Origin of the sequence: Arcicella gelida (assembly GCF_034931025.1) — a bacterium.
Taxonomy (GTDB): domain Bacteria; phylum Bacteroidota; class Bacteroidia; order Cytophagales; family Spirosomataceae; genus Arcicella; species Arcicella gelida.
This window is the reverse complement of record NZ_JAYGIL010000033.1, coordinates 37609-63791: the sequence shown is the minus strand read 5'-3', so window position 1 is coordinate 63791 and position 26183 is coordinate 37609. Positions and strand designations below refer to the sequence as shown.

Sequence of the window (26183 nt, the reverse complement as noted above, 5' to 3'; positions counted from 1 at the left end):
AATTTGAAGATTTGGAAATTTGAAAATGTCAGTATTAAGAACATTTTCAAATTAACACATTTTCAAATCTTCAAATCATGTAAAATTTATCCTACCAAAGTAGCAAGCGTAGCTTTTTCTAAAGCTTGCTCAAAGTCTTCAATTAAGTCTTCTACAGCTTCTAAACCTACTGCTACTCTTACTAAACCATCTGTAATACCAACTTCAGCTCTTTGTTCAGCTGTAAGTTTAGAATGTGTTGTTGAAGCTGGATGCGTAATAATCGTTCTGGTATCACCTAAATTTGGAGAAATCGAAGCAATTGTAATGTGTTTAGACATCTCGTTTACCATTTCAAAACCACCTTTCACATCAAAAGTTAGAATCGCACCACCCATTTTCATTTGCTTTTTCGCCAATTCGAATTGTGGATGCGAAGCTAAGAAAGGATATTTTACAAAATTTAATGCTGAATTATTCTCTAAAGCATGTGCTAATTTCAAGGCATTTTCAGAGTGCTTTTCCATACGTAAATGGATTGTCTCTAAGCTTTTTGATAAAACCCAAGCATTAAATGGAGACATTGATGGACCTGTATGACGAGCAAAAAAGCGAATTTCTTTCACTAATTCTTCTCTACCACAAACTACTCCACCTAGTACTCTTCCTTGTCCGTCGATATATTTTGTTGCTGAGTGAATGACTAAGTCTGCACCCCAATCGGCTGGAGTTTGGATAATTGGTGTTGCAAAACAGTTATCAACCGCTAAAATCAAATTATGTTTTGCTTTTAACTGACAAATCGCCTCAAGGTCAATTAAATCTAAACCCGGATTAGAAGGACTTTCGCAGAATAAAAATTTAGTATTTTCTTGAATAGCAGCTTCCCAAGCAGAAAGATTATGACCATCAACGAAAGTAGTTGTAATGCCCCATTTAGGAAGAATTTTACTTAAAATCTGGATGCAAGAACCAAAAAGTGCTTTGGATGCAACAACATGATCCCCAGATTTTAATAATGCTGCCATCGCCGCAAAGTTGGCTGCCATACCTGTGGCAAAAGCGATACCATCTTCTGTGTTTTCAAGCATACACATTTTATCTACAAATTCATCCACGTTTGGATTCATGTAGCGAGAATAAATATTCCCTTCCATTTCATCGGCAAAAATGGCACGTCCTTGTTCAGCATCTTCAAAAGTAAAACTTGAAGTAAGATATAATGGAACAGAATGCTCACGATTTTGAGAACGTTCTGCTTGTATTCTGATGGCTTTAGTTTGTTTTTTCATCGTATTCCGCAGTAAAAAGAATTTCAAAAAGATAAAATATCAAGCTCTAAATGAATAGTTTTTGATAAGAATCGCAAAGATAGAACAAAAAAGCTACGAAATCATAGATTTAGTAGGCTAATCATGAGTGATTAAGCATAAAGCCGAATCACTCATATTAACCAAGACAGTCTGAGTAAAATTTGAAAGTAATCTAGGTTTAAAGTCAATGATTTTTAGAACACCTTAGCTTAATTATTATCTCCATTCCAAGTAAAAACACCAAGTATAATTCGCTCTTTTGTAAATAATACTAATTGTACGCTCAACATTATCGCCGATATACTTCATTGAAGGATTGAGACTTACTGCTGTTTTTTGAGCGTTAGAAACAAATCTTTTCTTTAGTACTTGCTTTGCAATACTTCTTACTTCTTCCTTATTATTTGTTTTGCTAGTCTTAATAATAACTTCCCTTAATTCACGAGCATTGGGGATGAGTAGTAAAATATCTAAATCAGCTTCGTTCTTATTTTTAGGAATAATATTGATACTTTTAGCAACATAAGCTCCACAAACCAAACTGAGAGAATCATTACCTTCGTACAGATTATTCATAGAAAAACTTTCGTCAGCATTTATCACTTGCAAACCAAGCGTACTATGTGGTATGTTGCTGAGGCTAAATCTTACAAAAGCCAAAGTTTTACCAGCAATCGAATCCATCAAAAATCCTTTTTTGATACAAGGATTTGCAGGAAACTGTGAAAAAGATGGATAGAAAATAAAAAAATAGAGGATGAAAGTAAGGATTAGTTTCTGTTTCATGACATGATTGAGGTTTGTTGAAATCATGTTCAATATTAAGTTAGCAACTGGTAGCGAATTAACAAATGGGATGAATACAGCAGAAAATGGGGTGAATACTAGGATTTTTTTTCTTTTAAAATTTGATTCTTTTCCTTACTTTTGACCCATTAGACTCTCTTTATAAAATATTGATTTTCAATTTTGGCTTTATCAAAAAAGGTCAATTGCTTGGTTTCTTCTGAAACTGAGCTGTTTTTGTATTTTCATATTTTTTAAAGAATATCATGAATCAAATCATAAAGCTTGCCATTATTGGTGGCACAGGCAAATCAGGTAAATACCTTGTTCAACAATTACTTAATCAAGGTTTTCAATTCAAAATGCTTCTTCGGAATCCTGATAATTTTCACATTACAAGTCCGCAAATTGAAATCGTTCAGGGAGATGCTAGAGACCCGCAAGCTGTCTTCAATCTTTTAAAAGATTGCCAAGCGGTTATCAGTACAATCGGACAACCAATAGGTGAAAGTTCTATCTTTGGAGATGCCAGTAGAAATGTTTTATTGGCTATGGAACAATTAGGTATTAACAGGTATATCCTTTTAACAGGTTTGCATGTTGATACGCCATTCGACCAGAAAAGTCCTAAGACAAAATTTGGGACGGATTGGATGAAAGAAAATTATCCTAAAATTACTTTGGATAAACAACTAGAATATGAAATGTTGGTGAAAAGTAAGATAGATTGGACTTTGGTCAGGCTTCCTTTAATTGAACAAACGACGGAAAGAAGGCAAGTAAATACCAGTTTAGAAGATTGCATTGGCGATAAAATCAGTGCTACAGATTTAGCAGATTTCCTCATCAAGCAATTATCAGACATTACTTTTATTCGAAAAGCTCCTTTCATTTTTGAGGTTTAAGTTGCAATATTTTCCTTATTTGATTTTATTAGGACAGATGTATTTGTCCTAATAAAATCTATCTCTGAAATAGGATGACCTATTAAATTGATGGAAGAAGCTATCTCAGAGATAGGACAACCTATCAAAAAGAGGGAAAAACCCATCTCGAAGACTGAACAATCTATCAAAAAGATGGAAAATACCATCTCAGAGATAAGACAACCTATCAAAAGGATGGAACAAGCTATCTCAGAGATAGGACAACTTATCAAAAAGAGGGAAAATCCTATCTCAGAGATAGGATTCGTTTGGTTTATCATTCAAAAATGAATCAAAAACCAAATAATATTTTACAAACTAGATTAGCTTTGAGTAGCTTTGACAACTTTTAAAAGTTGTCAAAGCTAATTACTTCGCTCGTTCAATTGTAAATTGAACAAGTCCTGCCAATGATTTCCTATAGATAGAATCTGGAAAAGTTAAAAGGATATTTTGTGCTTCCTCAACGATGTTTTTCATTACTTTGGTAGCATATTCCAATCCGCCAGATTGCTTAACAAAAGAAATTACTTCTGCTACTTTCTTAGGATTATCTGATTCGTTTTTGATGATATTGATGATGTTACGCTTGGTACTCCAATTAGCTTGGTTCAATGCGTAAATCAATGGAAGTGTCATTTTCTTTTCTTTAATATCAATGCCTAATGGCTTTCCGATTTCGGCATCTCCATAATCAAAAAGGTCGTCTTTAATTTGGAAAGCAATGCCTACTTTTTCACCGAAAGAATGTGCTTTAGCAACAGTTTCTTCATCTGCACCCACAGAACTCGCACCAGCAGCACAACAAGCAGCAATTAGCGTAGCGGTTTTTTGTCGGATAATTTCAAAGTAAACATCTTCGGTAATATCTAAGCGACGAGCCTTTTCTATCTGTAATAATTCTCCTTCGGTAATCTCTTGAAAAGCGGTAGAAATGATTTTCAGATTTTCGAAATCATTATGTTGAACAGAGAGTAAAAGTCCTCTTGTCAATAAATAATCTCCCACTAAAACTGCTATTTTGTTTTTCCAAAGGGCATTTACCGAGAAGAACCCACGACGGTAATTAGAATCGTCCACCACGTCGTCATGCACTAAAGAAGCAGTGTGCAATAACTCAATTAAAGCGGCTCCACGATACGTTTTTTCAGTGATTGTACCACAAATACCAGCCGATAAAAATACAAACATCGGACGTAACTGTTTCCCTTTTCTTTGTACGATATAATTCATAATCGTATCCAAGAGCATCACCTTTGTTTTCATAAACTCCTTAAACTTTCCTTCGAAGGCATTCATTTCAGTAAGGATCGGAGCTTGTATTTCTTTGATAGATAAATTCATAATATTTTTAAATGGCTTGCAAATTACGCTTTTCTCTAAAAAAATGTATATTGCTTGAATTAATAACCTGAAATTATTTTTTTAGTTCGTTAATTGATGAATCGTTCGTTTTACAAAATTGTTCATTCTAAACGTTGACGAGTATCTATAAAACAATATTTAACCATGAGTAAGATTTTAGTTTTGGCGGGTGGGTCAGTAAAAGGTGCGTATCAGGCAGGGGTTGTAAAAGCAGTTTTTGAAACAGGGTTTTATCCAGACGCTATCTATGGTATCTCGGCAGGCAGTATGAATGCCTCTTATTTAATCAATAGTTTTGGCAGACAAAGTATTGAAAACGATGGTTATATCGACTTTAATCAAGCAACGAAAGATTTGAATGATTTTTGGGTTAATAATATTTACTCACCAGAATGTTTGTCGTTGAGACGTGGCACTTACGAACTAGGGCTTAGTGCTATCCGCAGAAACTTTGAAGGTTTGTTAGATACTACGCCATTAAGAGAAATTCTGGACAATAACATTTCGATGAGGAATCTGAATGCCAGTCCTGTTCAATTAAAAGTGGGTGCTGTCGATATTATCAATGGAAATATCGTCTATGCCAATCCTTCTTATGATCATTTCTTAGACTATATCATGGCATCGTCTGCCATTCCCATCTTAATGCCCGTTGTTAACATCGGCGGACAAAATAACATGGCTTTTTTAGATGGCGGAATGCGTGATGTTGCTCCTGTAAAAAAAGCGATTCAAGATGGTGGTACAGAAATCATTTGTGTAGCTTGTCATACTCGCAACATTGATGGCGGATACTTCCCTTATGGGAACCTTTTAGCTTTGGTAGATAGAGTAATGGACATTGCCGTAAACGAATGTTTGAATGCCGATTTAGATTGGGCAGAATTCAGAAATGAATGTTTACCAGCAGATGGTTCGCCAAGTGAATTTGGCATTTTAAAAGGACAATCCAGAATAAAGCTAAAAATCATTCGTCCACAGCACCATTTGAATATTGATATTCAGGCATTCAATAAAGATGACATTAAAAGAATGCTACTATTAGGCTACGAACAAGGAATGGAGGAAATGAGAGAGTATAAGAAGGGATGACTAGATATGAGTTTTGAATGATGAATTATTTAAAAATTCTTGGCATATATAAAGATTGAAGTGGCATTTCACTAAATGTAAGCGGCGTGTATAAAGATTGACATGGCATTTCACTAAATGCAAGTGGCGTGTATAAAGATTAAAATGGCATTTCACTAAATGCAAGTGGCGTGTATAAAGATTGAAATGGCATTTCACTAAATGTAAGTGGCGTGTATAAAGATTAAAGTGGCATTTCACTAAATGGAGTATTCATATTCTTTTTAGAAGAGATGCTTTTTAGGAGTACTTCGAGATGGTTTGAATATGGTTTTTGCACTTCTCATTTTGTATTATTAAAACTCAATTCTTGAAAATGGCAAATATAAATACTTGAAAACAAATAACTTATAAATTATAAAAAGCTAATAATAGCTTTGTTTGTAACAATTAATTATTTTTAGAAAAAATGCTAACATGCGTATATTTACGAGTTAGCGGTCATGCTAAAGCGACACCCTTTTACAATTTGACACATATAAAATGAGTATAGATTTAACTCAAAAATCTCAAGAACTTAAAGACTTTGTAAGCCAATTTGAAACAACGATGTTTCTTGGTGACATTAGTTCATTAATGCAGTTCATCCGTTTTGACAGTCCGACAAATTCATTAAAAGGACTTTCCTCGCCACAGCGACAACTTCTATATTTAGCGGGTTTAAATGTTACATCCGAAATTCCAGCTGCAGGACTTAAAGCTAAATACAGCGATGAAGACTTAGATCACATGAAAGTGCTATTGAATGGAATAGAAAATGGATATACAGAGTTTTTTTACCCTAGGCCCGCCGATGTAGTTGATGAAGACTGGAAAATGAGAAGAATGATAGCAATGCCAACATTCTTGGGGTATTTCAATCACGGACTGCTAAACTATGAAGAACAAATCATTGAAAGAGTACAGGAGTATTTCACTCCATTTAACGAGGAAATAAAAAATCATTTCAAATTAGAAGTTCAAGATTTTATAAATATTTACAACTACATCGATAAACTACCCAATGAATTTCTAAATCAAAAGATTAATAAAAAAGAAGGGCAACAAACTTGGGAAGAGTTTTGTGATGAAATGAAAGAAAAAGACCTCATGCCGATGGAATGGCAGGAGCATCTTCCACAACATTTACAAGATTTATTCGATTGGATGTATGATAAGGGTAAAATGTATCGCTATTCTAAACAGCAATTGGTTGACAATTTCGGAATTGATAAAGCTGAAGCTTTCCTAAACACTTTCACAAGTAAAAGAGAAAAGACAGGCTTTCTATATTATACAGAAAGCAACATCATACATTCAAGACCAATTTTTAAAGTGTCCGATGATGAATTTCAACTTGTTGAGGCACATCAATTAATTCAGGCAGTTTACAATGCCTTGTTCGAATTTTGCACCCAAGCAACATTTAGAGAAAAATTTTATGCAGTACGTGGCAAGAAACTTGAAATAAAAATCGAAAATGTTTTTCAACGGTTTTTTAAAGGGAAGGCTTTTATTTACAAAAGTTTTTTTACCCAGGATGGGCATGAACAAGATTTACTTTTTCTTATTGATGGCATGGCTTTAATTGTTGAGGCTAAAGCTTCGAAAAGAGACGAACCAAGACGAGAACCAGACAAAGCATATCCCCTTATTCAATCAAATTTTGAAGAAACAATTCAAAAAGGCTACGACCAAGCATATCGTGTAAAATCAAAATTTATAAGCAAAGAAGCTTTGAATATTTACAGCGATGAGAAACTAAAAAAACATGTGATTGATATTAGGACTAAAAATTATCATTCCGCCTTCTCAATTATAGTAACACTTGAAAGGTTTGGACAAATTCAAACGGATTTAAGTAGTCTACTTGAAATTTACGATGATGATGAATTTCCTTGGAGTGTTTGTATTGACGATTTAGAAATATTTCTTTTACAGTTAGAAAAACTTGGAAAAAATAAATCTCAATTAATGGCATTTCTAAATCTAAGAGAAAAACTACATGGCAAATTGATTACTGCTGATGAATTAGAAGTTTGCGGTGCGTTCATAAATGAAAAAATAACTACCAAAGAACTCAATTCCGATGCAACAGTTTTTGCCTTAACTCCTGACTTGACAGATATTTTCGACCAGACATATCAAACTAAAGGACTTGGCTTTGAAAATGAAAAAAACTTGAAAATAAAGACAAGTGGAAAATATTTACCTATTGGTGGCATATAGTTTGACGAAAAGCACGAACCGCTAACAAAAGGTTTTGTGCAATTGGGGCTTGACGGAAGTACAATCATCAGCAGTGCATATCCAAGCTTTGGTTTCGGCGGACGGAATTCTGTTGGGCAGTAGTTCTAAACTTCAACTTTTATTTATAAATTTAACTCAAACTGGTCGTAGGTTAAGCGTAGCGTTCCTACGACCCCAAACATCAAAGAGCGTCTCGCTCGCAGTGTGTATACAACAGAACTAATATGTTTTCCTTCAATTTTGATTGAAAAACAAGAATTATATTGACAACAAATATAATTATGGTAGTACTTAAACGATATATTTCTCCATACTCAGGAAAAAACATTGTGCTTGGTGTTTACAGCACAACTAAAATTGCAAATGATGCAAAACAATTGTATTTAGAAAAATGTAAAACCGTAGATAAATGGTCAGAACAACCGTACAGAAAAGTAAATCTTGATATAGACGTAAGCATTGAAGACATTTCTGATATTTTAGTTTTTCACGAGGGGTTATCGAATGGAATTATATATTTAATTAATTCAGTAGAAGAAGGTTTTGGACAAATTGGTAGTAGAATTATCAAGGTTTTTTTTGACGAATCAGATGCTAAAGAGTATGTTATCGAAATGGAGAAACAAGAAAAAGAATATGAACCTAGTTGGTACGAAATTGAAATCAAGACACTTGATAGTTTTGACCTCGAGGATTAAGCCCTCGCTAGTCTAAGTGTTTTTTCAATTAGACTGATTAGAATATGTTTTTTGTTAAGAGTTGTACGCCATTCGTAGAACAATTGTTAAAAATTTTCGTAAATGCACTACTTCAATACCACCATTAGCACTAATTTAAACTGAACATTAAAAAAAACAATGAAGACATCAAAAACACCAATATTTTACTTTCTTGTTAGCTTTTTTATCTTTTCTTGCTCACCAAAAAGTAATCTAGAACCAGAACCTGTCGAAATAATTGAAACTGCAAAAATTTCCTTCACACTGGACACACTTGGAAAAGTACAATTTTATTTTAAACCGACAAGTACGAATACTTTTAAAGTAGATTTTGGAGACTCAACAAAAACTACTTTAATTGAATCTACTTTTTCACATAAGTATGAAAATGCAGGTATTTATCCAATTATTATTAAAAATACAACCAATAAAATAATCGCTTTAGACACATTAATAATTCCATTTATCTCGAAACCATACAACTTTAGCCAAACAAAGTTTAATTGTGGGGAAAATATTTTGAGCTTCGAAGATAACTTAAATAACATTGGATGCTTACCTCAAGGAGAACAAAGTTTTAGGTACACAAAAGAAAACTCAATTCTAATCTACTATGTTAAACAAAACCCTTACGTAAATATCGTTTTTGAGATAAAATCATTTACTTCAAATGGTTCATATCTTATCGACAAAAGAAAAAAAGTTGAAGGTTATTATCTTTCAGAGATAAATAAGTTTGGTAATGGACAAGGGTATTGCAATTTGTTTTTTGACAATTCTTCGAAAAAATTTACAGGCGATTACAAAATGGATTTAATGAGTAACACAACAAAGAAAAAAGTTATCGTAATGGGTAATTTTAAAAATATGAAATCAGAAAAATTTAATTTTTTTTATTAAAACCTGTTTTACTGAAAAAGTGAATTGGAAAGCATTTGAAATTGGAAAAGATTATAGAGCCTTTTTAATCACAAAAAGCTCGGTAGCTTTTGTAGTTCCATACACTTCTTTACAAATATTTTTTCGTAACAAATAAACATTATTTTGATATACCAAAATGCTTTTAGAATATATCAACAGAAAAAAAGAATCCCATTTTTTTATCTCTAAAATGACAAAAAATGGAAAGGAACGCTTCTATGTTGTGAAAGATAAAAGCAAATACCCAAAATCGGAGCTATTAATAGAGCTTCCAAAAGGCTTTGAGTTTTATGAACATCCAGAAGATGCAAAGGTCGTCCTCAGAAAAGTATTGAAATCTGTAGTCTTGCAGGACGAAGTTGAAATTGTTACGGAAATAATGGAAAACCATATAACAGCCAAAGACTATATTATTGATAAGACTGAAAATTCAATTGATGTTTATTTGGGACATCTTGACAAAGACGACTATATAGAATTACAAAAACATTATTACAAAATTCAATCATACAGACACATACTGAGATTTGAAAAAGTGAACAATACAACATATAAAGCACAACGCTTTTGTAGTTTGAGTCGCTACTACGGTTGGATAACAATGGAAACAAGTGAAAGTCTAGATTACTTAGCAGACAAATATTGTTTTCACATTGACAAGGAAAGTCTATTAGAATTTTGGATTGAAGGAGAAGAAGATTGGTGATAACAATTTAGTATCTTGTAAAAACACCCACAAAAAAAAGTTTTGAATACTAAAATTGTCATTCAGCATTCAAAACTCTTCCCTAAAAAATCTTTACTTACACCGACATAATATCTTTTTCTTTATCAGCAAATACTGCATCTACTTTAAGAATATAGCTATCAGTCATTTTTTGAATACGCTCCTCTCCTGCTTTTACAGCATCTTCAGAAACGCCTTCATTTTTCAATTTTTTAATAGAACTGTTCGCATCTTGACGAACGTTTCTTACATTAATTTTCGCCGTTTCAATTTCCGCTTTTACTCTCTTTACTAAATCACGACGACGTTCTTCAGTAAGTGGAGGAATGTTTAAACGGATAATTTCACCATCGTTCATCGGTGTTAAACCAATGTTTGAGTTACGAATTGCTTTTTCACATTCAGCAATCATTTTTTTCTCGAAAGGTTTAACAACAATTGTACGAGCATCAGGCGTATTGATTGATGCTGCTCCAGTAAGTGGAGTCATCATTCCATAATAATCTACTTGAATACCATCTAACATTGAAGGCGTTGCTTTTCCTGCACGAATTTTAGAAAGCTCAATTGCTAAGTGCTTGAGTGCTCCATCCATCGTTTCTTTGGCTGCATCAATGTAAAATTCTATTTCTTCCATTGTTTAATTTGGGATTTTCTATATTGATTACAAGGTTTTCGATTGAATTAGAAAATCTTCATCGGTTTACCTAAACCATTAACTAATTAAAGTTCCTACTTCTTCTCCTCTTGCTAAATCTACTAAGTTGTTACTTTTGTTCATATCAAATACAATGATTGGAACTTTGTTTTCTTGGCATAAAGTAAATGCCGTAGTATCCATAATTTTTAAACCTTTGCTAATTGCTTCTGCAAATGAAAGATTTGTATAACGAGTAGCAGTTGGGTCTTTTTCTGGGTCGGCAGTGTAAACGCCATCAACTCTAGTTCCTTTCAATACCACATCTGCTTCGATTTCAATCGCACGCAAAGCCGCAGTAGAATCTGTTGTAAAATATGGGTTTCCAGTTCCTGCTCCGAAAATAACAATACGTCCTTTCTCTAAATGACGCATCGCTCTGCGACGAATAAATGGTTCACAAACAGCATCCATTTTGATAGCAGTTTGTAAACGAGTAAACATTCCGTGTTTTTCTAAAGAACCTTGAATAGCCATGCCATTAATAACGGTAGCGAGCATTCCCATATAATCGCCTTGAACACGGTCAATACCTGCTTTAGCTGCTGCTGCCCCACGGAAGATATTTCCTCCGCCAATCACAATGGCAATTTCAACGCCTAATTCCTTTACTTTCTTAATTTCAAGAGCGTATTGCTCTAAAATTGATGGGTCAATAACTTCACCATCTGAACTGAGGGCTTCGCCTGATAGTTTGAGAAGAATTCGTTTATACTTCGGTTTGTCCATGATTTAAGGTTTTTTTCGGAGGCAAAGATATACTTTTTTTTTATTTGGAGGGGAAAATTGTCGCTTATCAGGATAAAGACTTACTCAAATTCTATTAAAACTTGATTCTTTTCCACATTCTGTTTATTATTTACTTTAATGCTTTTTACTTTACCGTCGCCAATAGCTTTCAAAACATTTTCCATTTTCATCGCCTCTAATATCAATAAAGAATCTCCTTTTTTGATATTATCACCCACTTGTACTTGTATTGATACGATAAGCCCTGGCATGGGTGCTTTCAAATCATTTACTTTGGCATTGGCAGCGTCAGTCATTCCTAATTGTTCTAACAATATATCAAAACGGTCTTTAACGTTTACCACAAATTGTTTTTTGTTCAAACTTAGTAAAAAAGACTTTGTTTGAAAATCTGCTTCTAATACTTCGGCATTGTAAGAACGATTTTTATACAGAATATGAAAATGATTTTTGCGGATTTCAACAATGTCCCAGTCCAATGTTTGACCATCAATGATAGTGGCTGAATCATCAGCATGAATATTAAATGTTTGCTGGTTTACGATGGCTTTCAACATGAGAAAATTAATTAAGATTTGTTCACCAAATATACACCAATAAGAATAATACTCATTCCTAAATAATGCTGAAATAATATAGTTTCACCATCAATTACTCCCCAAAGAATCGCTACGATTGGAATAAGATAAGTAACAGAACTTGCCAACACGGCACTCGTCATCTGAATTAAACGGTTGAAAAGTACCATTGCAATGGCAGAACCCAATACGCCAAGTAATACTGCAAACACTAAGGCTTGAATTGCATTAGGTTCTTGTAATTTTGAAACAAAGTCGGTTGAAAATAAAACGCCCGCTGCAATTGGTCCAATCGTCATGAAAATACATGAAGTAATCAAGAATGAGTCCATTCCTAAACCTGTCAAGTATTTTTTAGTAATATTCAAATTAATGCCATAGAGTAAAGTAGCAAGAATTACAAAAAAAGCATAGCCATTTACATGGAAACCTGAAGCACCAGCTAAAATCAATAAAATAGCACCGATAAAGCCAAGTATAATTCCAAAACTTTGGCGTTGGGTGATTTTATTTCCAAAGAAACTTGCCCCAATAATCAATGTAAACAAAGGCGTTGTTGAATTTAAAGCACCAGAAACACCACTATCAAGTTTTGAACCTGCTAACGAAAATAAGAAAGCTGGCAAAAGATTACCAAGTAAACCTGCTAATAAAAAGTACTTGGCTTTAGCAAAAGGTATTTTTTTAAGGTTATAAAGAAAGAATGGGAGGAAAAAACAAAAAGCCGAGAAAATACGCAATGAACCGACTTGGGCAGGGTCAAAAACGACTAAGCTTTTTTTGACTAAAATAAAAGAACTTCCCCAGATGCCAGCTAAAAGTGCTAATAAGCCCCAAACAAGTAAAGGATTTTGAAGTTTCGTGGAGGTTGTTGTTGAAGTAGTAAGGGTTGTTTTCATAAAAAGATAACCCTTGCAAAATCAAGAAAGTTTCTTCTGAATTGAAGATAACCCTTTAAAGGAGAATGTTCAACTTAACCATCACTTAATTTTTTAATTTCCTCCTCAGAAAGTCCAGTCGCTTGCATAATAATATCAGTAGAAACATTCATAGATAACATATTTATGGCTACTTCAATCTTACCTTCTAACTTCCCTTTCAATTTACCTTCCATTTCACCTTCTTCTCTCGCTGTATCTAAAGAGTTCTTTAAATCTCTGTAATACTTCAAACTATCTTCATAAGATAATACTTGTTCTTGGCTAAACTTAGCTATTTCAGCTGTTTCAAATACTTTTTCAAAGATTTGTTCTCGTAAACTATCGGGGATTCTATCTAATTTGTTAAGGTTACTGATAACATACAACCATTTATCAAATCTCGTTTCTAGTTGCTCTATCGTTTTTTTAAATTTAGGCATTTCTAAATAAATGAAAGTCAATTTATCATAGAATACTTTATTGGTTTCTATGTCTTTTAACTTTACATCGTATCTGAACTTTTCTGGTTCATTTTTATCTGCTTCAAATACAAAGTCAAGAATTGCGATGGTATAAACAGCTTTTAATTCGTAATTCCAATCTGCTCTTTTAGCTTGTTCTCTGATTGGGAAAGTTGAATAATAAACTGTTCTATCTTTAAAGAAATTCTGCTTCGATTTTTGTAGCTCTACAATAAATTTCTCGCCACGTTCATTTTCACAATACAAATCAAAAATTGCTTTTCTATCTAGCTCCGTCAAACCTAAATGTTCTGTTTTTAGGTAAGTCAGTTCCTTGATTTGCCCTTGTTCTTCTTTTAATAATTCGTTCAGAAAATCCATTAACAAATCCTTGTTCAACTCTTCGCCAAACAATTTCTTAAAACCATAATCGGTAAAAGGATTAATGTATTTCTCTACAAACTCTGCCATTTGTCTATAATTTTAAACAAATATACAATTTTTGGAAAACTGATAGATTATTTTCTTTATTGCTAAAAGTCAATCCTACTAAAACTCAATTTTATTTAAAAACTAAAAAGGCGAAGTAAAATCAATGTTTACTTCGCCTTTTTAGTTTTTACGAGCAATTCTTCTTCGCCGTAAAATATTGAGACTTCATTGAGAATTCCTAGAATCTCTTCATAGTCCATCGAAGTAACTAATCGCATTCTGAACTCTTTGAAATGCGATATCCCTTTGAAGTAATTAGAATAATGTCTTCGCATTTCAACGATACCAACATGGTTTCCTTTCCATCGAATACTAAAATCTAAATGTTTTTTACAAACATCAATTCTATCTTGAATCGTTGGCGGAGCAAGATGTTCTCCAGTTTCCATAAAATGTTTGATTTCATTGAAAATCCAAGGATAACCGATTGATGCTCTGCCAATCATGATACCATCTACGCCATAACGATTTTTGTATTCTAGTGCTTTTTCTGGCGAATCAATATCTCCATTGCCAAAAATGGGAATTCTAATTCTTGGGTTTTCTCTTACTTTAGCAATCAATCGCCAATCGGCATCGCCTTTATACATTTGTACTCTGGTTCTTCCATGAATCGTAAGAGCCTCAATACCAATATCTTGTAAACGTTCGGCTACATCTTCAATATTTTTGGTCGTATCATCCCAACCTAAACGAGTTTTTACGGTTACGGGTAAATGCGTAGATTCTACAACGGCTTTGGTCATCAATACCATTTTAGGAATGTCTTGCAATAAAGCCGCACCAGCACCACGACAAGCCACTTGTTTAACAGGACAGCCATAATTGATGTCAATTAAATCTGGACCAGCTTTGGTAGCAATTTCTCCACAATTTCTCATGGTTTCAATATCCGAACCAAAAAGCTGAATGCCAATCGGGCGTTCGTATTCAAAAATATCTAATTTCTGAATGGATTTTGCTGCATCACGGATGAGTCCTTCAGAAGAAATAAATTCAGTGTACATTAAATCGGCACCATTTGCTTTACAAACTGCACGGAAGGGAGGATCGGAAACATCTTCCATCGGAGCAAGTAATAAAGGAAATTCGCCTAATTCTATGTTTTTAATCTTGACCATTGTTCTTTTTTGTGTGAATATTAATTTAAACAGTTCTTTACACTGTTTTCAATAATTGTCCACTGCTAATTTTTACGTAAATTTACAACCATTATGACAGAATTCGATACTTTTCGTCCACAAACTGAACGCCCCTTTATAGCTAAGCTAATGATTTTAGTGGGTTTGACCTTAATTTTCTTGTTTGTTGGTTCTACAATAGGACTTTTTGCACTTTCAGCAATTACAGGAATGCCTTTTGAGGAGGCTGCAAATTTCCAACAACATCTCAACGATTATCCAAATGTTTATCTTGGAGTGATGGTACTTCAGATGATTTCAACTCCGATGGCATTTATTGGAACATCTCTGTTTTATTGGTCGGTTATCGAAAAACAAAGCATTCAAGCTTTAAGTTTCCAACCTACTACTTTGCAGGTACTGGCACTTGTTGCTATTTTAGTGATTGGTTTTATGCCTTTCGATGCTGTTTTTATTGAATTGAATCAAAAAATGCAATTACCAGCATCAATGAAAGGCGTAGAAGAATGGATGAGAACATCAGAAAAATCAATGGGCGGACTCACCAAATTTTTGACTAATTTTAAAAATCAAGCACAATTTGCTTTGGCGATTTTTGTTGTTGCAGTCTTGGCAGGTATAAGTGAAGAATTATTGTTTAGAGGCGTTTTACAAAATTTAGCTTTAAAAACCTTCAAAAATCCTCATATCGCTATTTGGTTTGCTGCTTTTTGGTTTAGTTTTATTCACTTTCAATTTTTTGGATTCATTCCAAGAATGCTATTAGGAGCTATGTTTGGGTACTTATATTATTGGACTCAAAATTTGTGGTTATCAATGTTTGCCCATTTTGTAAATAATGGTTTTACTTTGTTGATGGCTTACCTTTATCAAATGAAAGTAACTAAAACTGATATTGAACAAACAGAATCTGTACCTGTTGGCTTTGCATTAGCATCATGTTTATTTACTGTTTTGTTACTTCGTTGGTTTTGGCAACATAGTATTTATAGAAGTGATGATTGATTTATATTTGTGTTGAATCTTAAAAATAAGGCTTACTTAATGAATGATTGGAAGAAAATTTACGAGTCTGCAAATCCATTTAAAGCAGAATTAGCCAAAGCTTATTTGGAAGATGAACATCAAATCAATGCGGTTATCGTCAGTAAAAGAGATAGTTCTTATCTTATCGGGCTGTGTGAAGTATATGTTCACCAGAAAGATGCTGTTTTAGCCAAGTTTTTATTGGATAATGAAGGAGGTTTGGAAGAAAGTAAAGAAATTGCATAAGTATCACTAATTAAAAAATAATCAATATGAATGAAAAACTACAAGGAATGTCGAATCTGAAACAAAGGGTAATTGCAGCGGTTGTGGCTGTTCCTTTTTTGATATTTTGCATTGTTTTTAGCGATTGGACTTTCTTTGGGCTTTTTGCTATTATTGCCATCTTAGCACAGCTTGAATTTTATAAATTATTGGGACTAGATGGTGACGAACCTTTAACTTATTACGGTACTTTTTGTGGCTTTGTGTTGGTTTCAGTTACTTTCCTTATCGAAAAAGGAATTATTCCCGAAGCCAATTATTACATACTTTCACCTTTGATGGCTTTGATATTTTTTATCAAACTTTACAAGGTTCAAGATGAAAAACCATTTAAAAATATCGCTTATACTTTTTTAGGCGTTATTTATGTAGCATTGCCATTTGCTTTAATTATCATTTTGGCATTTTTAAATAGTACAAATTTTAGTTGGCAACGTCCTTTAGGTTGCTTATTTTTGTTATGGGCAAGCGATACAGGTGCTTATTTTGCCGGAACAAAGTTTGGTAAAACCAAGTTATTTGAAAGAGTATCCCCAAAAAAATCATGGGAAGGAAGTGTTGGTGGTTTTTTGGCTTCAATGCTTGTTTCTTTTATTCTTTCAACATATTTTACTGACCTTTTAACTTGGCAGTGGTTTGGTTGTGGAGCAATTATTGTAGTAGCTGGTACTTATGGAGATTTAGTAGAATCATTATTTAAAAGAAGTATTAAAATAAAAGACTCTGCTTCAACAATTCCTGGACATGGTGGTTTCTTAGATAGATTCGATGGTTTGTTACTTTCTATTCCATTTATCATTACTTTTTTAAAGCTGTTTCCGTAAATTTAGCCTGAATTCTACTAGACTTACGAAACGTTAAAAACTGTTAAAGCAACACAAGATTATCATTTGAAAGCGTTAAATTGAGTAAGTTTACATAAAATTCATCATCTGAAAGTGAAACGATGTTATTAAAATTAAAATACATATTTACAATTGCTTTTATCATTTGTCTATCTCAATATACAAGCTTTGGACAAGGACAAGACAAATCCGTGATTTTTTCGGGTAGAGTTGTTGCCGACCGTAGTTCTGAGTTTCTACCGAATGCTTATGTTTTCAATCCACAGTCAGGAAGAGGTACTTTGACAGACGATTTTGGCAATTTTTCTTTGTATGTATATCCTGGCGATAGCGTGGTATTTACTTACGTTGGCTATAAAAAGAAGTACTACATCATTCCAAGAACCAACGATCAGACTCAAGTAGCTACCATTTTTATGACAGAAGATTCTAAGATGTTGGCAGAAGTAAAAATTTATCCATACAGAACAGAAGATGAATTTAAAAAGGCATTTCTGGACATGAAATTGGATAATGAAGCAGGAAGAAAAGCTTTAGCTAAAAACCTTGAGCAATCGAAATTAAATGTATTGGCTTTAAGAGCTGGATTGAGTGGTGCAGGAAATTTCAAGAATTTTTCAGACCAAATGACTTTCTCAGCTGCTAATAGAAGCTTCGTGCAAAGTCCTTTAATGGCATTTACCAATCCTTTTGCTTGGGCAAATTTCATTAAGTCAATTAAAAATGGAGATTTAAAAAAGACTGAGTACAAAAAAGCTTATGAAGATGCTCCTTCAGAGGGAATTTCTCGTCAGAAATTCTTGAAAGAACAAAAAACTGGAAATTAGATTGAATGTTATTTTGCTTAGTTACCATTTTCCAGTAATTTTCACAGCATTTATCAATTATAAAAACTTCCAGAAAAACGGTTCGTTTAAACTGTTTTTTGGAAGTTTTTCATTTTTATAAACATATTTAACCACTTTGAGTATTGGAGTTTATTACTGAATCATACCGAATTAGAATTACCGAAGTAGATGCTCACAGCAATCTAACAATTCCTGCTTTGAATGGACTGTTTCAAGAAATGGCTTGGCGACATTCTGTTGTTGCTAATGTTTCTGCCCCAGATTTGAGTGCCCAACATAATATTACTTGGGTGTTATCCCGCATGAAAATATGGATTGAACAATTGCCATCTTATGATGAAACAGTTGTTGTAAAAACTTATGTTCAAGAAATAGACAAGTATTTTTATTACCGAGATTTTAAAGTCTACAATGCAGCTGGCGTTGAAATAATTCGTGCCAATGCTCTATTTGGCTTAATTGATATTGCTCGTCGTAGAATTACTTCTGTGCCAGATTGGATGCGTGCCATTACTCCAACTTGTGGAAGTGAAGAACCCGTGCAAAAGGTTGCTGGTAAAATTTCACCCTTGACCTCTATTGAAACACAAAGATCTTTCGATATTCGTTGGCATGATATTGATTCAAACCAACATGCGAATAATAATCGATATGTAGAATGGCTGATGGAAAGCGTTCCAACCAATGTGTTGAACGATGGAGTACTGAAAACTTTTGAAATTATTTTTAAGAACGAAAGTATTTTTGGAGATAAAATCATCACTCAAAGCCAAAGAGGAAATGATGGATTTATCCACAAAATGGTCAATCAAAACGGACTAGAATTGGTAACAGGCGCAACCGTTTGGACTTTGTAAGCTATCAGTAATGAGCTTTGAGTCATCAGCCATGGCAATCCAACGCTGATGACTCAAAGCTACAAAGTAACAATTCCTAGTTTTATTGCAACTACAACAACTCCTGTTCTTGTCTTTACTTTCATTTTGTAGAATACTTGTTCACGATAGCCATCAACCGTTCTGACACTACAACACATCAAATCTGCTATTTGATTATAAGTAAGTTCTGTACAAGCATGACGAACAAATTCAAGTTCACGGTCGTTCAAACCTAATTCTTTGATGGGATTTTTAACTTTTTCAGGATTCAAGCTTTTCAATAATTTATCCGTCACGAATTCTGTGTAGTGGAATCCTTTATTGATAATATTATCTAAAGCCGTTCTGAGTTCAGAGGGTTTACAGCCTTTCAGTAAATAACCTTTAGCACCATTTCTTAACATGCCAACAATCGCCTCCTCTTTGTCGAACATCGAAAGTGCTAATACTTTTACTTCTGGATGATTATTTTTTAACCATAAAGCCGTTTCGTAGCCATCCATTTCAGGCATATTAATATCTAACAATACCACATCAGGAATCATTTTTAATTTAAAGTGATGTATTAATTCTTTTCCATTACCAACCTCAAACATCACTTCATAAGTTTCCATTTTTTGAACTAAACCTGCCAAAGCGTTAGCAAATAAAGTGTGGTCATCTACAATAGCAATTTTGTATTTCATCTTTAAAATCTTAGTGGTTTAAAGTAATTGTAATCTTTGTTTCTTTCCCAATTTCAGAACTAATCTGGCAAGTACCTCCTATCAATTTTACTCTTCTTTGAATATTTCTAAGTCCCGCACCCGATTGATTCATTTCATTTTGCTGAATCATTTCGATATCAAAACCTTTTCCATCATCTTTGATAATTAGCTCAAAAGTTTCTGGCGTGTAACTTAAAAGTACTGTTAAATTTTTGGCTTTAGAGTGTTTGAGTGCATTATTTAGAATCTCTTGAGCTACTCTAAATAAAACAATTTCACGTTCATAACCAAGCGAATACTTTTCGCCAACAATATTGATTTCAGTAGCAAAGCGTTTTGTTTTACGGATTCTAGTGATTTCGTGCGAGAGACTTTCTTCTAAACCAAATTGTTGTACAAAATCTCCATCAAAGCTTTTTGTTAAAGCACGCAAATCGTTAATTGACTGATTGATAATTTCGTTCGTTTGTTTGATATAACCATCTTTATCATCGCCTTCCTCTTCCATCACATTCAAATTAATCCTAGCCACAGAAAGTAACTGACCAATATTATCATGCAATTCTTGAGCAATATCCTGCAAAGTCTGGTTTTGGATTTCTAATTGAGATTTAAGAATCTCTTGTTCGTAAGCGATTTTGAGAGCTTGCTTTTCTTGGCGGTGTTTTGCTTGGCGTTTTTGGAAGAGAAAAATAAAGCTTACAATGAAAGAAGTAAGACCTAAGAAAATAATTGTTCCGAAAGCTAAAACCAATACTACGTCATCTATCTTCTTTTGCATAAGAATCCTACAATAAACATAATGTATAAAAATATATTAAGAATAGTATTTATATTAAATAAAGGATTTACCAAATCGGAGTGCATCCTTTCTAAAGTGTCTATTAAACCCATTAAAAAAAAATTACCTGCATAAAAAGCAAAATTACCAACACTTATCCAAAACATAGGTAGCCTAGTCAAAATTACGACCTCATCCTTTTGGTATAATTCATAAAAATAAAACAGCGATAATCCAATAATAAGTAAACACCTTAAAAGAAAATTATATGGAGTGTCTGTTAACTTCTGAAGATAAATAGAGCTAAAAATTGAAAATAGAATAAAAATTATGATTGAAATTAAAGTCGTTTTCTTCACAACTAAACTTTTGAAACTTGAGTAATAAATAAAAGCAATACAAGTGTACTCAATAGGTCCATAAATATGGAATAAAATTTGATTATTCATCTTCAATATCCTATTGATTGTATATCCACTTGTTTCGACAATGATGATAACAAATAATAAAAAAGTGAATACTTTAAAATAATTTTCATGATATTTTTGATTCTTCAATGAAACAAAAAAGCAAATTATCACAATAATGATATATACAATTTGTAAATACATATTATCATTTGTTTTAAAATTTCTCGAAAAATTGATAGACAAAAATAGCACCTCTACACACTTTTGTGTGTAGAGGTTAAAACTAAATTCATAGCTATTTGTCTGGTTGTAATGTTTTTAACAACTCATAAATTTTGCTTGGTGGATGACCTGTGCCATCTTCCTCTCCCCAGATACCTTCTTCAATGATTATTTGTTCATCAATCTTTCTTTGTCTTTTATATACTATTGGGTTATTTTTTATGTCAACTGCAAATAAAGCTACTGATATTCTCCCAAGATATTTAACAAAGTATATTGATAATCCTTCATAACCAGGCTGGTCTGTTAGTCTTTTTATACTATCTTTATCGAATAAATAAGCTTTATATTTAAAGGCATTTGCAATAATTTCATTAGAGAATTCCGTTATCATTATTGCTAATTCTTCTCCAGAAAAAGTTCTTCCTCCTAGGTCAGGATCTTCATCAATAGGGATTAATGATAAGTCATCCATTCTCTCATCATAATTTCTACTTTGGGTTACAAAAAGTTTTACCATAATAATTAGGGGTTTAAATTGTGAAACGGTTAAATATTTATAGTTAAATTTAAATACTCTTAATTGTAAAGGCTGGTTTTCTTCCTCCATTCTGATTCGGTGAATAAATCATTTTCAAAAAAACATGCTGGAGGACAAAGTCCCATTTGGTCTTGTATTTCTAGTTGAGGAGAGTTTGGATTATTACTATCCCACAACATTTTCCCATCTTTCTCTATCATCATAATAAATGTTAAAGCTTCGGTATTTCCTTGCTTTCTTAATGCTGGGTAAATTCTAATTTTTAGTACTTCAGATTTGTTAGCAGGGTCGTTTGCAAAATTCACTAAATCATGTTTTTCAATAATTTGATTAAAGTATCTAAAATCCAAAGCATAACTTCTATTAAATAGAGCTGGAGTCTTTTCTGGATTTTTCTTCATAAAAGCATACAAATTGCTAATCATTTCTTTGGCATCATTAGGGGAAGTATCCATCACCAAAGGAGCTTTAGCTGTGGCTATCAACTTCTCTTCTTTTTGTACTTCTAACGAAGCAGGTTTGAAGTTAAAAATGAGGTTGAGGCTACCAACAAAAATGCCGAGTAATAGAATCAGTGTATTTTTCATAATAATTTAAGTGGTTTAAGTTTTAGAATCGATTTAACTATTTGAAACTACTATTTAATCATCATTTACACAATAGGCATTTTTACTAAAACCATCAAAATCAACAATTTAAAGGCTTTTTATACTAAAATACCGTATTTCTACGCTATCAATACGGGGAAAATACGGGGTCATTTTTTAGTCTTTTTATATCCTCTTTGATGTCCGAAAACTGATAGCTGAAAGCTACTTATTTCCTCCATACTAAACCATTCCCCAAAATCTTATGTTAATTTTGAAGTGTTATTGAAAACCACCTCAATATTTCAAACAAATTAATGAGAAAAGAAGAAAAAAGCGGGCAAATATTTGATATACAAATCCTTCAAAGAATTTATAGTTTCCTTACTCCTTATCGATTACGATTTTGGTCTTTGGTTGTCATCATCATGGTTTCGGCTTGTGTAGTGCCACTCAATCCATTGCTAATTCGCCATACCATTGATAATTATATTGTCGCTGGCAATTACCCGATGCTTGCCAACATGCTTTTGTTGATGATTGGGGTTTTACTCTTACAAGGTTTTCTGCAATTTGTAAGTGCCTACATGGCTGGCTGGTTAGGACAAACTGTTATTCGTGACATCCGTGTGCAACTATACGAGAAAATTCTTTCGCTTCGACTAAAGTTTTTTGATGATACGCCCATCGGTCGTTTGGTGACTCGTACTGTTTCGGATATTGAAACCCTCAATGATGTATTTTCAGAAGGCTTGGCGGCAATTGCTGGCGATATTTTGCAATTGGTTTTAATTACAGGCGTAATGTTTTGGACAGATTGGCGTTTGACTTTGATTTGTCTTTGTACCGTTCCGTTTATGGTAATTTCCACTTATTTGTTCAAAGAATATATCAAGAAAAGCTTTAATGAAGTACGTTTGGCAGTTGCCAATTTGAATTCCTTCGTGCAAGAACATATTACAGGAATGAACATTGTGCAAATCTTTAATTCCGAAAAATTAGAGTACGATAAATTCCTAAAAATCAACGAAGCGCATCGTAATGCACATATTCGTTCTATTTGGGCATATTCTGTTTACTTTCCAGTTGCCGATGTAATTTTAGCCGCTGGAACAGGTTTAATTGTTTGGTTTGGTTCAAAACAAATTCTTACACATGATATGACTTTGGGTACACTCACAGCTTTTATCATGTTTATGAACTTGTTTTTCCGTCCAATTCGCTTTCTGGCAGACCGTTTCAATACGCTTCAAATGGGAATTGTTTCAACCGAAAGAATTATCAAATTGTTGGAATCGGACGAATATGTGGTGAACAACGGTACTTTTAAAGCCGATAAACTAAAAGGAAATGTTCGTTTCGAAAACGTTTGGTTTGCTTATAACGACGAAGAATATGTGTTGAAAGATATTTCCTTTGAAGTAAAACAAGGAGAAACCATTGCTTTAGTCGGAGCAACTGGTGCTGGAAAATCTTCAACGATTAATTTACTAAGTCGTTTTTACGAAATCAATAAAGGTAAAATTTTTGTGGATGATGTTGATTTACAAGATTATGAATTGAATAGCCTCAGAAGTAAAATTGGTGTGGTTTTGCAAGATGTATTTTTGTTTTCTGACACGATTGAAAACAATATTACTTTAGGAGATAAAAGTATTACGAGAGAAAAAATCATTGAAGCCGCAAAATTGGTTGGTGCGCATGATTTTATAGAACGTTTGCCCGATGGTTACGATTATAATGTAATGGAAAGAGGCGCAACACTTTCGGTTGGACAAAGGCAATTGATTTCATTTGTAAGAGCCTTGGTTCACGACCCGAAAGTAATTGTGTTGGATGAAGCTACTTCGTCGGTCGATACCGAAACTGAGGAAATGATTCAGAATGCCATTGCTAAATTGATGAAAGGAAGAACAGCTATTGTAATTGCTCACCGACTTTCTACCATCCAGAATGCACACAAAATTTTGGTATTAGATAAAGGCGAAATCAAAGAAGAAGGTACACACGATGAATTATTAGAAAAAGATGGTTGGTATGCAAGTTTACATAAAATGCAGTTTGTAACGGCGTAGATTAAAAAATCAATAGGGGTGGACTTAAGTCCACCCCTATTGATTTTAATATTGATATTGCAAGATTTATTACACGAAAATCTGAAATTTATATTCCAAAATCCATAATCGGATTATCCTAAAATCTTCTTTAAACTTGCTAGTATTACCACAATACCAACCATAATCATCAAAGCTTTTACTGGTAATTTACTTGATAAACGTGCTGCGATTGGTGCAGCTACGATTCCACCAAGAATTAAACCCAAAATTACTTGCCATTGCGAGAAGCCGATGACAAAAATAAAAGTTAATGAAGAAGAAAGTGAAATAAAGAATTCAGCCAAGTTTACTGAACCAATAGTATATTTTGGATGACGACCAGAAGCTATCAAAGTTGATGAAACAATTGGTCCCCAACCGCCACCACCGATAGAATCCATCATTCCACCAAACCAAGCTAATGGTCCAATCATTTTTACATTTTTCTTTTGTTGACGTTTTACTAAGGCTTTCTGAATAATTACAACACCCAGAATTAGAGTATAAACTGAAACCGCTGGTTTTACATAGTGCATATAACTTTCGGCTAATGTAGAAAGAGCATAAGCTCCTAAAACTGCTCCAATTACACCCGGAATAAGTACTGCTTTAAATAATTTAGAGTTTACATTTCCAAATTTCAAGTGCATATATCCCGAAACACCACTGGTAAAAATCTCCGAAGCGTGAACACTCATAGAAATAACCGCTGGTGAAACTCCCACATTGGCAAGGAAAGTAGAAGCCGTTACACCATAAGCCATTCCCAATGCTCCATCAATCATCTGAGCAATAAAGCCCCCTAAAATATAGTATAAAATATCAGAATTGATTTCTTGTAAGCCTGTAGTGATATTTTGAATGGTGAGATATGTAAAAACAAAATACCCAACTATCATTAAAGCCAAGGCATTGAAAAAATGAATAGCTACTTCATAAATCGTTCTTTCTCTTTTCCAAATTTTAATAATTGCTTCCTCAAAAGGATTTTTAGAAGACTTTTTTTTCTCAACAACTGGTTCTAATTGAGCCGGTGATTCTATTTCCATAAAATTAAAAATTCTTTGTTTCCTACAAAGTTAATAGAGTTTAATTAATCTACAAAACAAGTAGAGTAACTATTTGAAAAATTAATTTACAAAACTATTATGAAGTACATGGAAACATCAAATTGGCAACAATCAAATATGTTTTTAAAATCTTTAAGCTAATAATTTTAAGGCTTCTTGAATATATGACAATCCTTTTTCAGAATATGGCAAGGACAATGCAAACTGATGCCCGTGTGTATCCATTTTCAACAATGATTTTTTTAGAATATTAATTACTTTTTCGGCATCATGTTTTGTATGAAATTCTTCATACTGAAATTGTAAAAAAACAAGACACAAAGCATTTTCCATTGTTTGTACTTCTGGGTCAGTTTTAATTTTTTGTTTAAGTACAATTCTCTCAACTTTAGCAATTTCTTCTAAATCAAAACCAACATCAAGTAGTATTTCTTTCGCCTTCAGGGCATGAAAAAGTCCCAACTCTTTACGCCAAGTTAAATAACCAACTCTTCCATCTGGATAACTTTCTCTGGCTATTTCCCAACGCCCAATATGCTGGCATCTCGAAGCAAGTAATAGTGCTTGGCTTGCTTCGGGTTCTAATTTTAGCACCCAATTGTATAATTGTATTGCCAAAAAATATTCTTGAGGATAGTTTTTTCCCTCCCACTCAAAAACATGTTTATCGGTTTTGTTATATTCATCAAATTTTTGAAAAGCACTTGCTAGTTTTTCCATCGCCTTGAAATTGGTTAATTAATTCATTCAG

Annotated in this window: 28 protein-coding genes; 13 read left to right on the top strand and 15 right to left on the bottom strand. The window is 33.3% G+C overall.

Annotation, left to right across the window (positions count from 1 at the left end):
* Positions 1-86 precede the first annotated feature (86 nt).
* The gene (locus VB776_RS20405) at positions 87-1271 is read right to left on the bottom strand and encodes a trans-sulfuration enzyme family protein (RefSeq protein ID WP_323698718.1); all 1185 of its coding nucleotides are present in this window, start codon (positions 1269-1271) and stop codon (positions 87-89) included.
* A 237-nt stretch (positions 1272-1508) separates the two neighbouring features.
* Positions 1509-2078 (bottom strand): hypothetical protein, encoded by a 570-nt coding sequence (locus VB776_RS20400; RefSeq protein WP_323698717.1) that lies wholly within the window; start codon positions 2076-2078, stop codon positions 1509-1511.
* Positions 2079-2344: 266 nt separating this feature from the next.
* On the opposite strand from VB776_RS20400, the gene VB776_RS20395 reads away from it, so the two are divergent.
* Both VB776_RS20395 and VB776_RS20390 read left to right on the top strand, forming a co-directional pair.
* Complete coding sequence (locus VB776_RS20395) at positions 2345-2983, top strand: NAD(P)-dependent oxidoreductase (protein WP_323698716.1); 639 nt, start codon at positions 2345-2347, stop codon at positions 2981-2983.
* Positions 2984-3073: 90 nt separating this feature from the next.
* A complete protein-coding gene (locus VB776_RS20390; protein WP_323698715.1) occupies positions 3074-3295 on the top strand; it encodes a hypothetical protein in 222 nt (73 codons plus the stop codon).
* A gap of 78 nt (positions 3296-3373) precedes the next feature.
* Here the strand turns inward: VB776_RS20390 and VB776_RS20385 are convergent, their stop codons facing one another.
* The gene (locus VB776_RS20385; protein ID WP_323698714.1) at positions 3374-4348 is read right to left on the bottom strand and encodes a polyprenyl synthetase family protein; all 975 of its coding nucleotides are present in this window, start codon (positions 4346-4348) and stop codon (positions 3374-3376) included.
* Between the two features lie 165 nt (positions 4349-4513).
* Between VB776_RS20385 and VB776_RS20380 the strand changes: the two genes are divergently transcribed.
* The 5 genes from VB776_RS20380 to VB776_RS20360 all read left to right on the top strand — a co-directional run bounded on the left by VB776_RS20380 (position 4514) and on the right by VB776_RS20360 (position 10075).
* On the top strand, positions 4514-5461 hold the full coding sequence (locus VB776_RS20380) for a patatin-like phospholipase family protein (protein WP_323698713.1): 948 nt from the start codon (positions 4514-4516) through the stop codon (positions 5459-5461).
* A 522-nt stretch (positions 5462-5983) separates the two neighbouring features.
* Positions 5984-7708 carry a hypothetical protein gene (locus tag VB776_RS20375; protein WP_323698712.1) on the top strand — a complete coding sequence of 575 codons (1725 nt, stop codon included), beginning with the start codon at positions 5984-5986 and terminating at the stop codon, positions 7706-7708.
* 302 nt (positions 7709-8010) lie between these two features.
* On the top strand, positions 8011-8427 hold the full coding sequence (locus VB776_RS20370) for a hypothetical protein (protein ID WP_323698711.1): 417 nt from the start codon (positions 8011-8013) through the stop codon (positions 8425-8427).
* A 159-nt stretch (positions 8428-8586) separates the two neighbouring features.
* A complete protein-coding gene (locus VB776_RS20365) occupies positions 8587-9348 on the top strand; it encodes a hypothetical protein (RefSeq protein WP_323698710.1) in 762 nt (253 codons plus the stop codon).
* 157 nt (positions 9349-9505) lie between these two features.
* Complete coding sequence (locus VB776_RS20360) at positions 9506-10075, top strand: hypothetical protein (protein ID WP_323698709.1); 570 nt, start codon at positions 9506-9508, stop codon at positions 10073-10075.
* 97 nt (positions 10076-10172) lie between these two features.
* Here the strand turns inward: VB776_RS20360 and frr are convergent, their stop codons facing one another.
* The 6 genes from frr to dusB form a co-directional block, all read right to left on the bottom strand.
* The gene (frr, locus tag VB776_RS20355) at positions 10173-10733 is read right to left on the bottom strand and encodes a ribosome recycling factor (protein WP_323255326.1); all 561 of its coding nucleotides are present in this window, start codon (positions 10731-10733) and stop codon (positions 10173-10175) included.
* Positions 10734-10811: 78 nt separating this feature from the next.
* A complete protein-coding gene (gene pyrH, locus VB776_RS20350) occupies positions 10812-11522 on the bottom strand; it encodes a UMP kinase (RefSeq protein WP_323698708.1) in 711 nt (236 codons plus the stop codon).
* An 80-nt stretch (positions 11523-11602) separates the two neighbouring features.
* Positions 11603-12100: an acetyl-CoA carboxylase biotin carboxyl carrier protein subunit gene (locus VB776_RS20345; RefSeq protein ID WP_323698707.1), complete on the bottom strand. Its 498-nt coding sequence runs from the start codon at positions 12098-12100 to the stop codon at positions 11603-11605.
* A gap of 11 nt (positions 12101-12111) precedes the next feature.
* Positions 12112-13020 carry a DMT family transporter gene (locus VB776_RS20340; protein WP_323698706.1) on the bottom strand — a complete coding sequence of 303 codons (909 nt, stop codon included), beginning with the start codon at positions 13018-13020 and terminating at the stop codon, positions 12112-12114.
* Positions 13021-13094: 74 nt separating this feature from the next.
* Complete coding sequence (locus VB776_RS20335; protein WP_323698705.1) at positions 13095-13973, bottom strand: Rpn family recombination-promoting nuclease/putative transposase; 879 nt, start codon at positions 13971-13973, stop codon at positions 13095-13097.
* A gap of 128 nt (positions 13974-14101) precedes the next feature.
* Complete coding sequence (gene dusB, locus VB776_RS20330) at positions 14102-15115, bottom strand: tRNA dihydrouridine synthase DusB (protein ID WP_323698704.1); 1014 nt, start codon at positions 15113-15115, stop codon at positions 14102-14104.
* A 93-nt stretch (positions 15116-15208) separates the two neighbouring features.
* On the opposite strand from dusB, the gene VB776_RS20325 reads away from it, so the two are divergent.
* The 5 genes from VB776_RS20325 (at position 15209) to VB776_RS20305 (ending at position 18997) form a co-directional block, all read left to right on the top strand.
* Positions 15209-16141, top strand: coding sequence for a CPBP family intramembrane glutamic endopeptidase (locus VB776_RS20325; RefSeq protein WP_323698703.1), 933 nt, complete (start codon positions 15209-15211; stop codon positions 16139-16141).
* 39 nt (positions 16142-16180) lie between these two features.
* The gene (locus tag VB776_RS20320) at positions 16181-16408 is read left to right on the top strand and encodes a putative signal transducing protein (protein WP_323255314.1); all 228 of its coding nucleotides are present in this window, start codon (positions 16181-16183) and stop codon (positions 16406-16408) included.
* A 26-nt stretch (positions 16409-16434) separates the two neighbouring features.
* Positions 16435-17271: a phosphatidate cytidylyltransferase gene (locus VB776_RS20315; RefSeq protein ID WP_323698702.1), complete on the top strand. Its 837-nt coding sequence runs from the start codon at positions 16435-16437 to the stop codon at positions 17269-17271.
* Between the two features lie 122 nt (positions 17272-17393).
* Complete coding sequence (locus tag VB776_RS20310; RefSeq protein ID WP_184135297.1) at positions 17394-18119, top strand: carboxypeptidase-like regulatory domain-containing protein; 726 nt, start codon at positions 17394-17396, stop codon at positions 18117-18119.
* Between the two features lie 143 nt (positions 18120-18262).
* Positions 18263-18997, top strand: a complete 735-nt coding sequence (locus VB776_RS20305) for an acyl-[acyl-carrier-protein] thioesterase (protein ID WP_323698701.1) — start codon at positions 18263-18265, stop codon at positions 18995-18997.
* Between the two features lie 59 nt (positions 18998-19056).
* Here VB776_RS20305 and VB776_RS20300 read toward each other — a convergent pair whose 3' ends face one another.
* The 4 genes from VB776_RS20300 to VB776_RS20285 form a co-directional block, all read right to left on the bottom strand.
* Positions 19057-19704 carry a response regulator transcription factor gene (locus VB776_RS20300; RefSeq protein WP_323698700.1) on the bottom strand — a complete coding sequence of 216 codons (648 nt, stop codon included), beginning with the start codon at positions 19702-19704 and terminating at the stop codon, positions 19057-19059.
* 10 nt (positions 19705-19714) lie between these two features.
* Positions 19715-20506 carry a sensor histidine kinase gene (locus VB776_RS20295; protein ID WP_323698699.1) on the bottom strand — a complete coding sequence of 264 codons (792 nt, stop codon included), beginning with the start codon at positions 20504-20506 and terminating at the stop codon, positions 19715-19717.
* Positions 20507-21211: 705 nt separating this feature from the next.
* Positions 21212-21658: a hypothetical protein gene (locus tag VB776_RS20290; protein ID WP_323698698.1), complete on the bottom strand. Its 447-nt coding sequence runs from the start codon at positions 21656-21658 to the stop codon at positions 21212-21214.
* 59 nt (positions 21659-21717) lie between these two features.
* Positions 21718-22266 carry a hypothetical protein gene (locus VB776_RS20285; RefSeq protein WP_323698697.1) on the bottom strand — a complete coding sequence of 183 codons (549 nt, stop codon included), beginning with the start codon at positions 22264-22266 and terminating at the stop codon, positions 21718-21720.
* Between the two features lie 317 nt (positions 22267-22583).
* Between VB776_RS20285 and VB776_RS20280 the strand changes: the two genes are divergently transcribed.
* Entirely contained in the window at positions 22584-24341 is a 1758-nt protein-coding gene (locus VB776_RS20280; protein WP_323698696.1) for an ABC transporter ATP-binding protein, read from the top strand.
* A gap of 113 nt (positions 24342-24454) precedes the next feature.
* Here VB776_RS20280 and VB776_RS20275 read toward each other — a convergent pair whose 3' ends face one another.
* The gene (locus tag VB776_RS20275; RefSeq protein WP_323255294.1) at positions 24455-25411 is read right to left on the bottom strand and encodes a sulfite exporter TauE/SafE family protein; all 957 of its coding nucleotides are present in this window, start codon (positions 25409-25411) and stop codon (positions 24455-24457) included.
* Between the two features lie 153 nt (positions 25412-25564).
* Positions 25565-26152: a DUF4202 domain-containing protein gene (locus VB776_RS20270; protein WP_323698695.1), complete on the bottom strand. Its 588-nt coding sequence runs from the start codon at positions 26150-26152 to the stop codon at positions 25565-25567.
* Positions 26153-26183: the final 31 nt, after the last annotated feature.

What these genes read in the sequence shown, in the direction of transcription:
- frr (WP_323255326.1), bottom strand. Translation starts at nt 10,733, where the DNA reads ATGGAAGAAATAGAATTTTACATTGATGCAGCCAAAGAAACGATGGAT.
- VB776_RS20320 (WP_323255314.1), top strand. Translation starts at nt 16,181, where the DNA reads ATGAATGATTGGAAGAAAATTTACGAGTCTGCAAATCCATTTAAAGCA.
- VB776_RS20385 (WP_323698714.1), bottom strand. Translation starts at nt 4,348, where the DNA reads ATGAATTTATCTATCAAAGAAATACAAGCTCCGATCCTTACTGAAATG.
- dusB (WP_323698704.1), bottom strand. Translation starts at nt 15,115, where the DNA reads ATGGTCAAGATTAAAAACATAGAATTAGGCGAATTTCCTTTATTACTT.
- VB776_RS20360 (WP_323698709.1), top strand. Translation starts at nt 9,506, where the DNA reads ATGCTTTTAGAATATATCAACAGAAAAAAAGAATCCCATTTTTTTATC.
- VB776_RS20405 (WP_323698718.1), bottom strand. Translation starts at nt 1,271, where the DNA reads ATGAAAAAACAAACTAAAGCCATCAGAATACAAGCAGAACGTTCTCAA.
- VB776_RS20270 (WP_323698695.1), bottom strand. Translation starts at nt 26,152, where the DNA reads ATGGAAAAACTAGCAAGTGCTTTTCAAAAATTTGATGAATATAACAAA.
- pyrH (WP_323698708.1), bottom strand. Translation starts at nt 11,522, where the DNA reads ATGGACAAACCGAAGTATAAACGAATTCTTCTCAAACTATCAGGCGAA.
- VB776_RS20275 (WP_323255294.1), bottom strand. Translation starts at nt 25,411, where the DNA reads ATGGAAATAGAATCACCGGCTCAATTAGAACCAGTTGTTGAGAAAAAA.
- VB776_RS20335 (WP_323698705.1), bottom strand. Translation starts at nt 13,973, where the DNA reads ATGGCAGAGTTTGTAGAGAAATACATTAATCCTTTTACCGATTATGGT.
- VB776_RS20395 (WP_323698716.1), top strand. Translation starts at nt 2,345, where the DNA reads ATGAATCAAATCATAAAGCTTGCCATTATTGGTGGCACAGGCAAATCA.
- VB776_RS20310 (WP_184135297.1), top strand. Translation starts at nt 17,394, where the DNA reads ATGTTATTAAAATTAAAATACATATTTACAATTGCTTTTATCATTTGT.
- VB776_RS20375 (WP_323698712.1), top strand. Translation starts at nt 5,984, where the DNA reads ATGAGTATAGATTTAACTCAAAAATCTCAAGAACTTAAAGACTTTGTA.
- VB776_RS20280 (WP_323698696.1), top strand. Translation starts at nt 22,584, where the DNA reads ATGAGAAAAGAAGAAAAAAGCGGGCAAATATTTGATATACAAATCCTT.
- VB776_RS20380 (WP_323698713.1), top strand. Translation starts at nt 4,514, where the DNA reads ATGAGTAAGATTTTAGTTTTGGCGGGTGGGTCAGTAAAAGGTGCGTAT.
- VB776_RS20290 (WP_323698698.1), bottom strand. Translation starts at nt 21,658, where the DNA reads ATGGTAAAACTTTTTGTAACCCAAAGTAGAAATTATGATGAGAGAATG.
- VB776_RS20340 (WP_323698706.1), bottom strand. Translation starts at nt 13,020, where the DNA reads ATGAAAACAACCCTTACTACTTCAACAACAACCTCCACGAAACTTCAA.
- VB776_RS20300 (WP_323698700.1), bottom strand. Translation starts at nt 19,704, where the DNA reads ATGAAATACAAAATTGCTATTGTAGATGACCACACTTTATTTGCTAAC.
- VB776_RS20295 (WP_323698699.1), bottom strand. Translation starts at nt 20,506, where the DNA reads ATGCAAAAGAAGATAGATGACGTAGTATTGGTTTTAGCTTTCGGAACA.
- VB776_RS20315 (WP_323698702.1), top strand. Translation starts at nt 16,435, where the DNA reads ATGAATGAAAAACTACAAGGAATGTCGAATCTGAAACAAAGGGTAATT.
- VB776_RS20370 (WP_323698711.1), top strand. Translation starts at nt 8,011, where the DNA reads ATGGTAGTACTTAAACGATATATTTCTCCATACTCAGGAAAAAACATT.
- VB776_RS20365 (WP_323698710.1), top strand. Translation starts at nt 8,587, where the DNA reads ATGAAGACATCAAAAACACCAATATTTTACTTTCTTGTTAGCTTTTTT.
- VB776_RS20390 (WP_323698715.1), top strand. Translation starts at nt 3,074, where the DNA reads ATGGAAGAAGCTATCTCAGAGATAGGACAACCTATCAAAAAGAGGGAA.
- VB776_RS20285 (WP_323698697.1), bottom strand. Translation starts at nt 22,266, where the DNA reads ATGAAAAATACACTGATTCTATTACTCGGCATTTTTGTTGGTAGCCTC.
- VB776_RS20400 (WP_323698717.1), bottom strand. Translation starts at nt 2,078, where the DNA reads ATGAAACAGAAACTAATCCTTACTTTCATCCTCTATTTTTTTATTTTC.
- VB776_RS20325 (WP_323698703.1), top strand. Translation starts at nt 15,209, where the DNA reads ATGACAGAATTCGATACTTTTCGTCCACAAACTGAACGCCCCTTTATA.
- VB776_RS20345 (WP_323698707.1), bottom strand. Translation starts at nt 12,100, where the DNA reads ATGTTGAAAGCCATCGTAAACCAGCAAACATTTAATATTCATGCTGAT.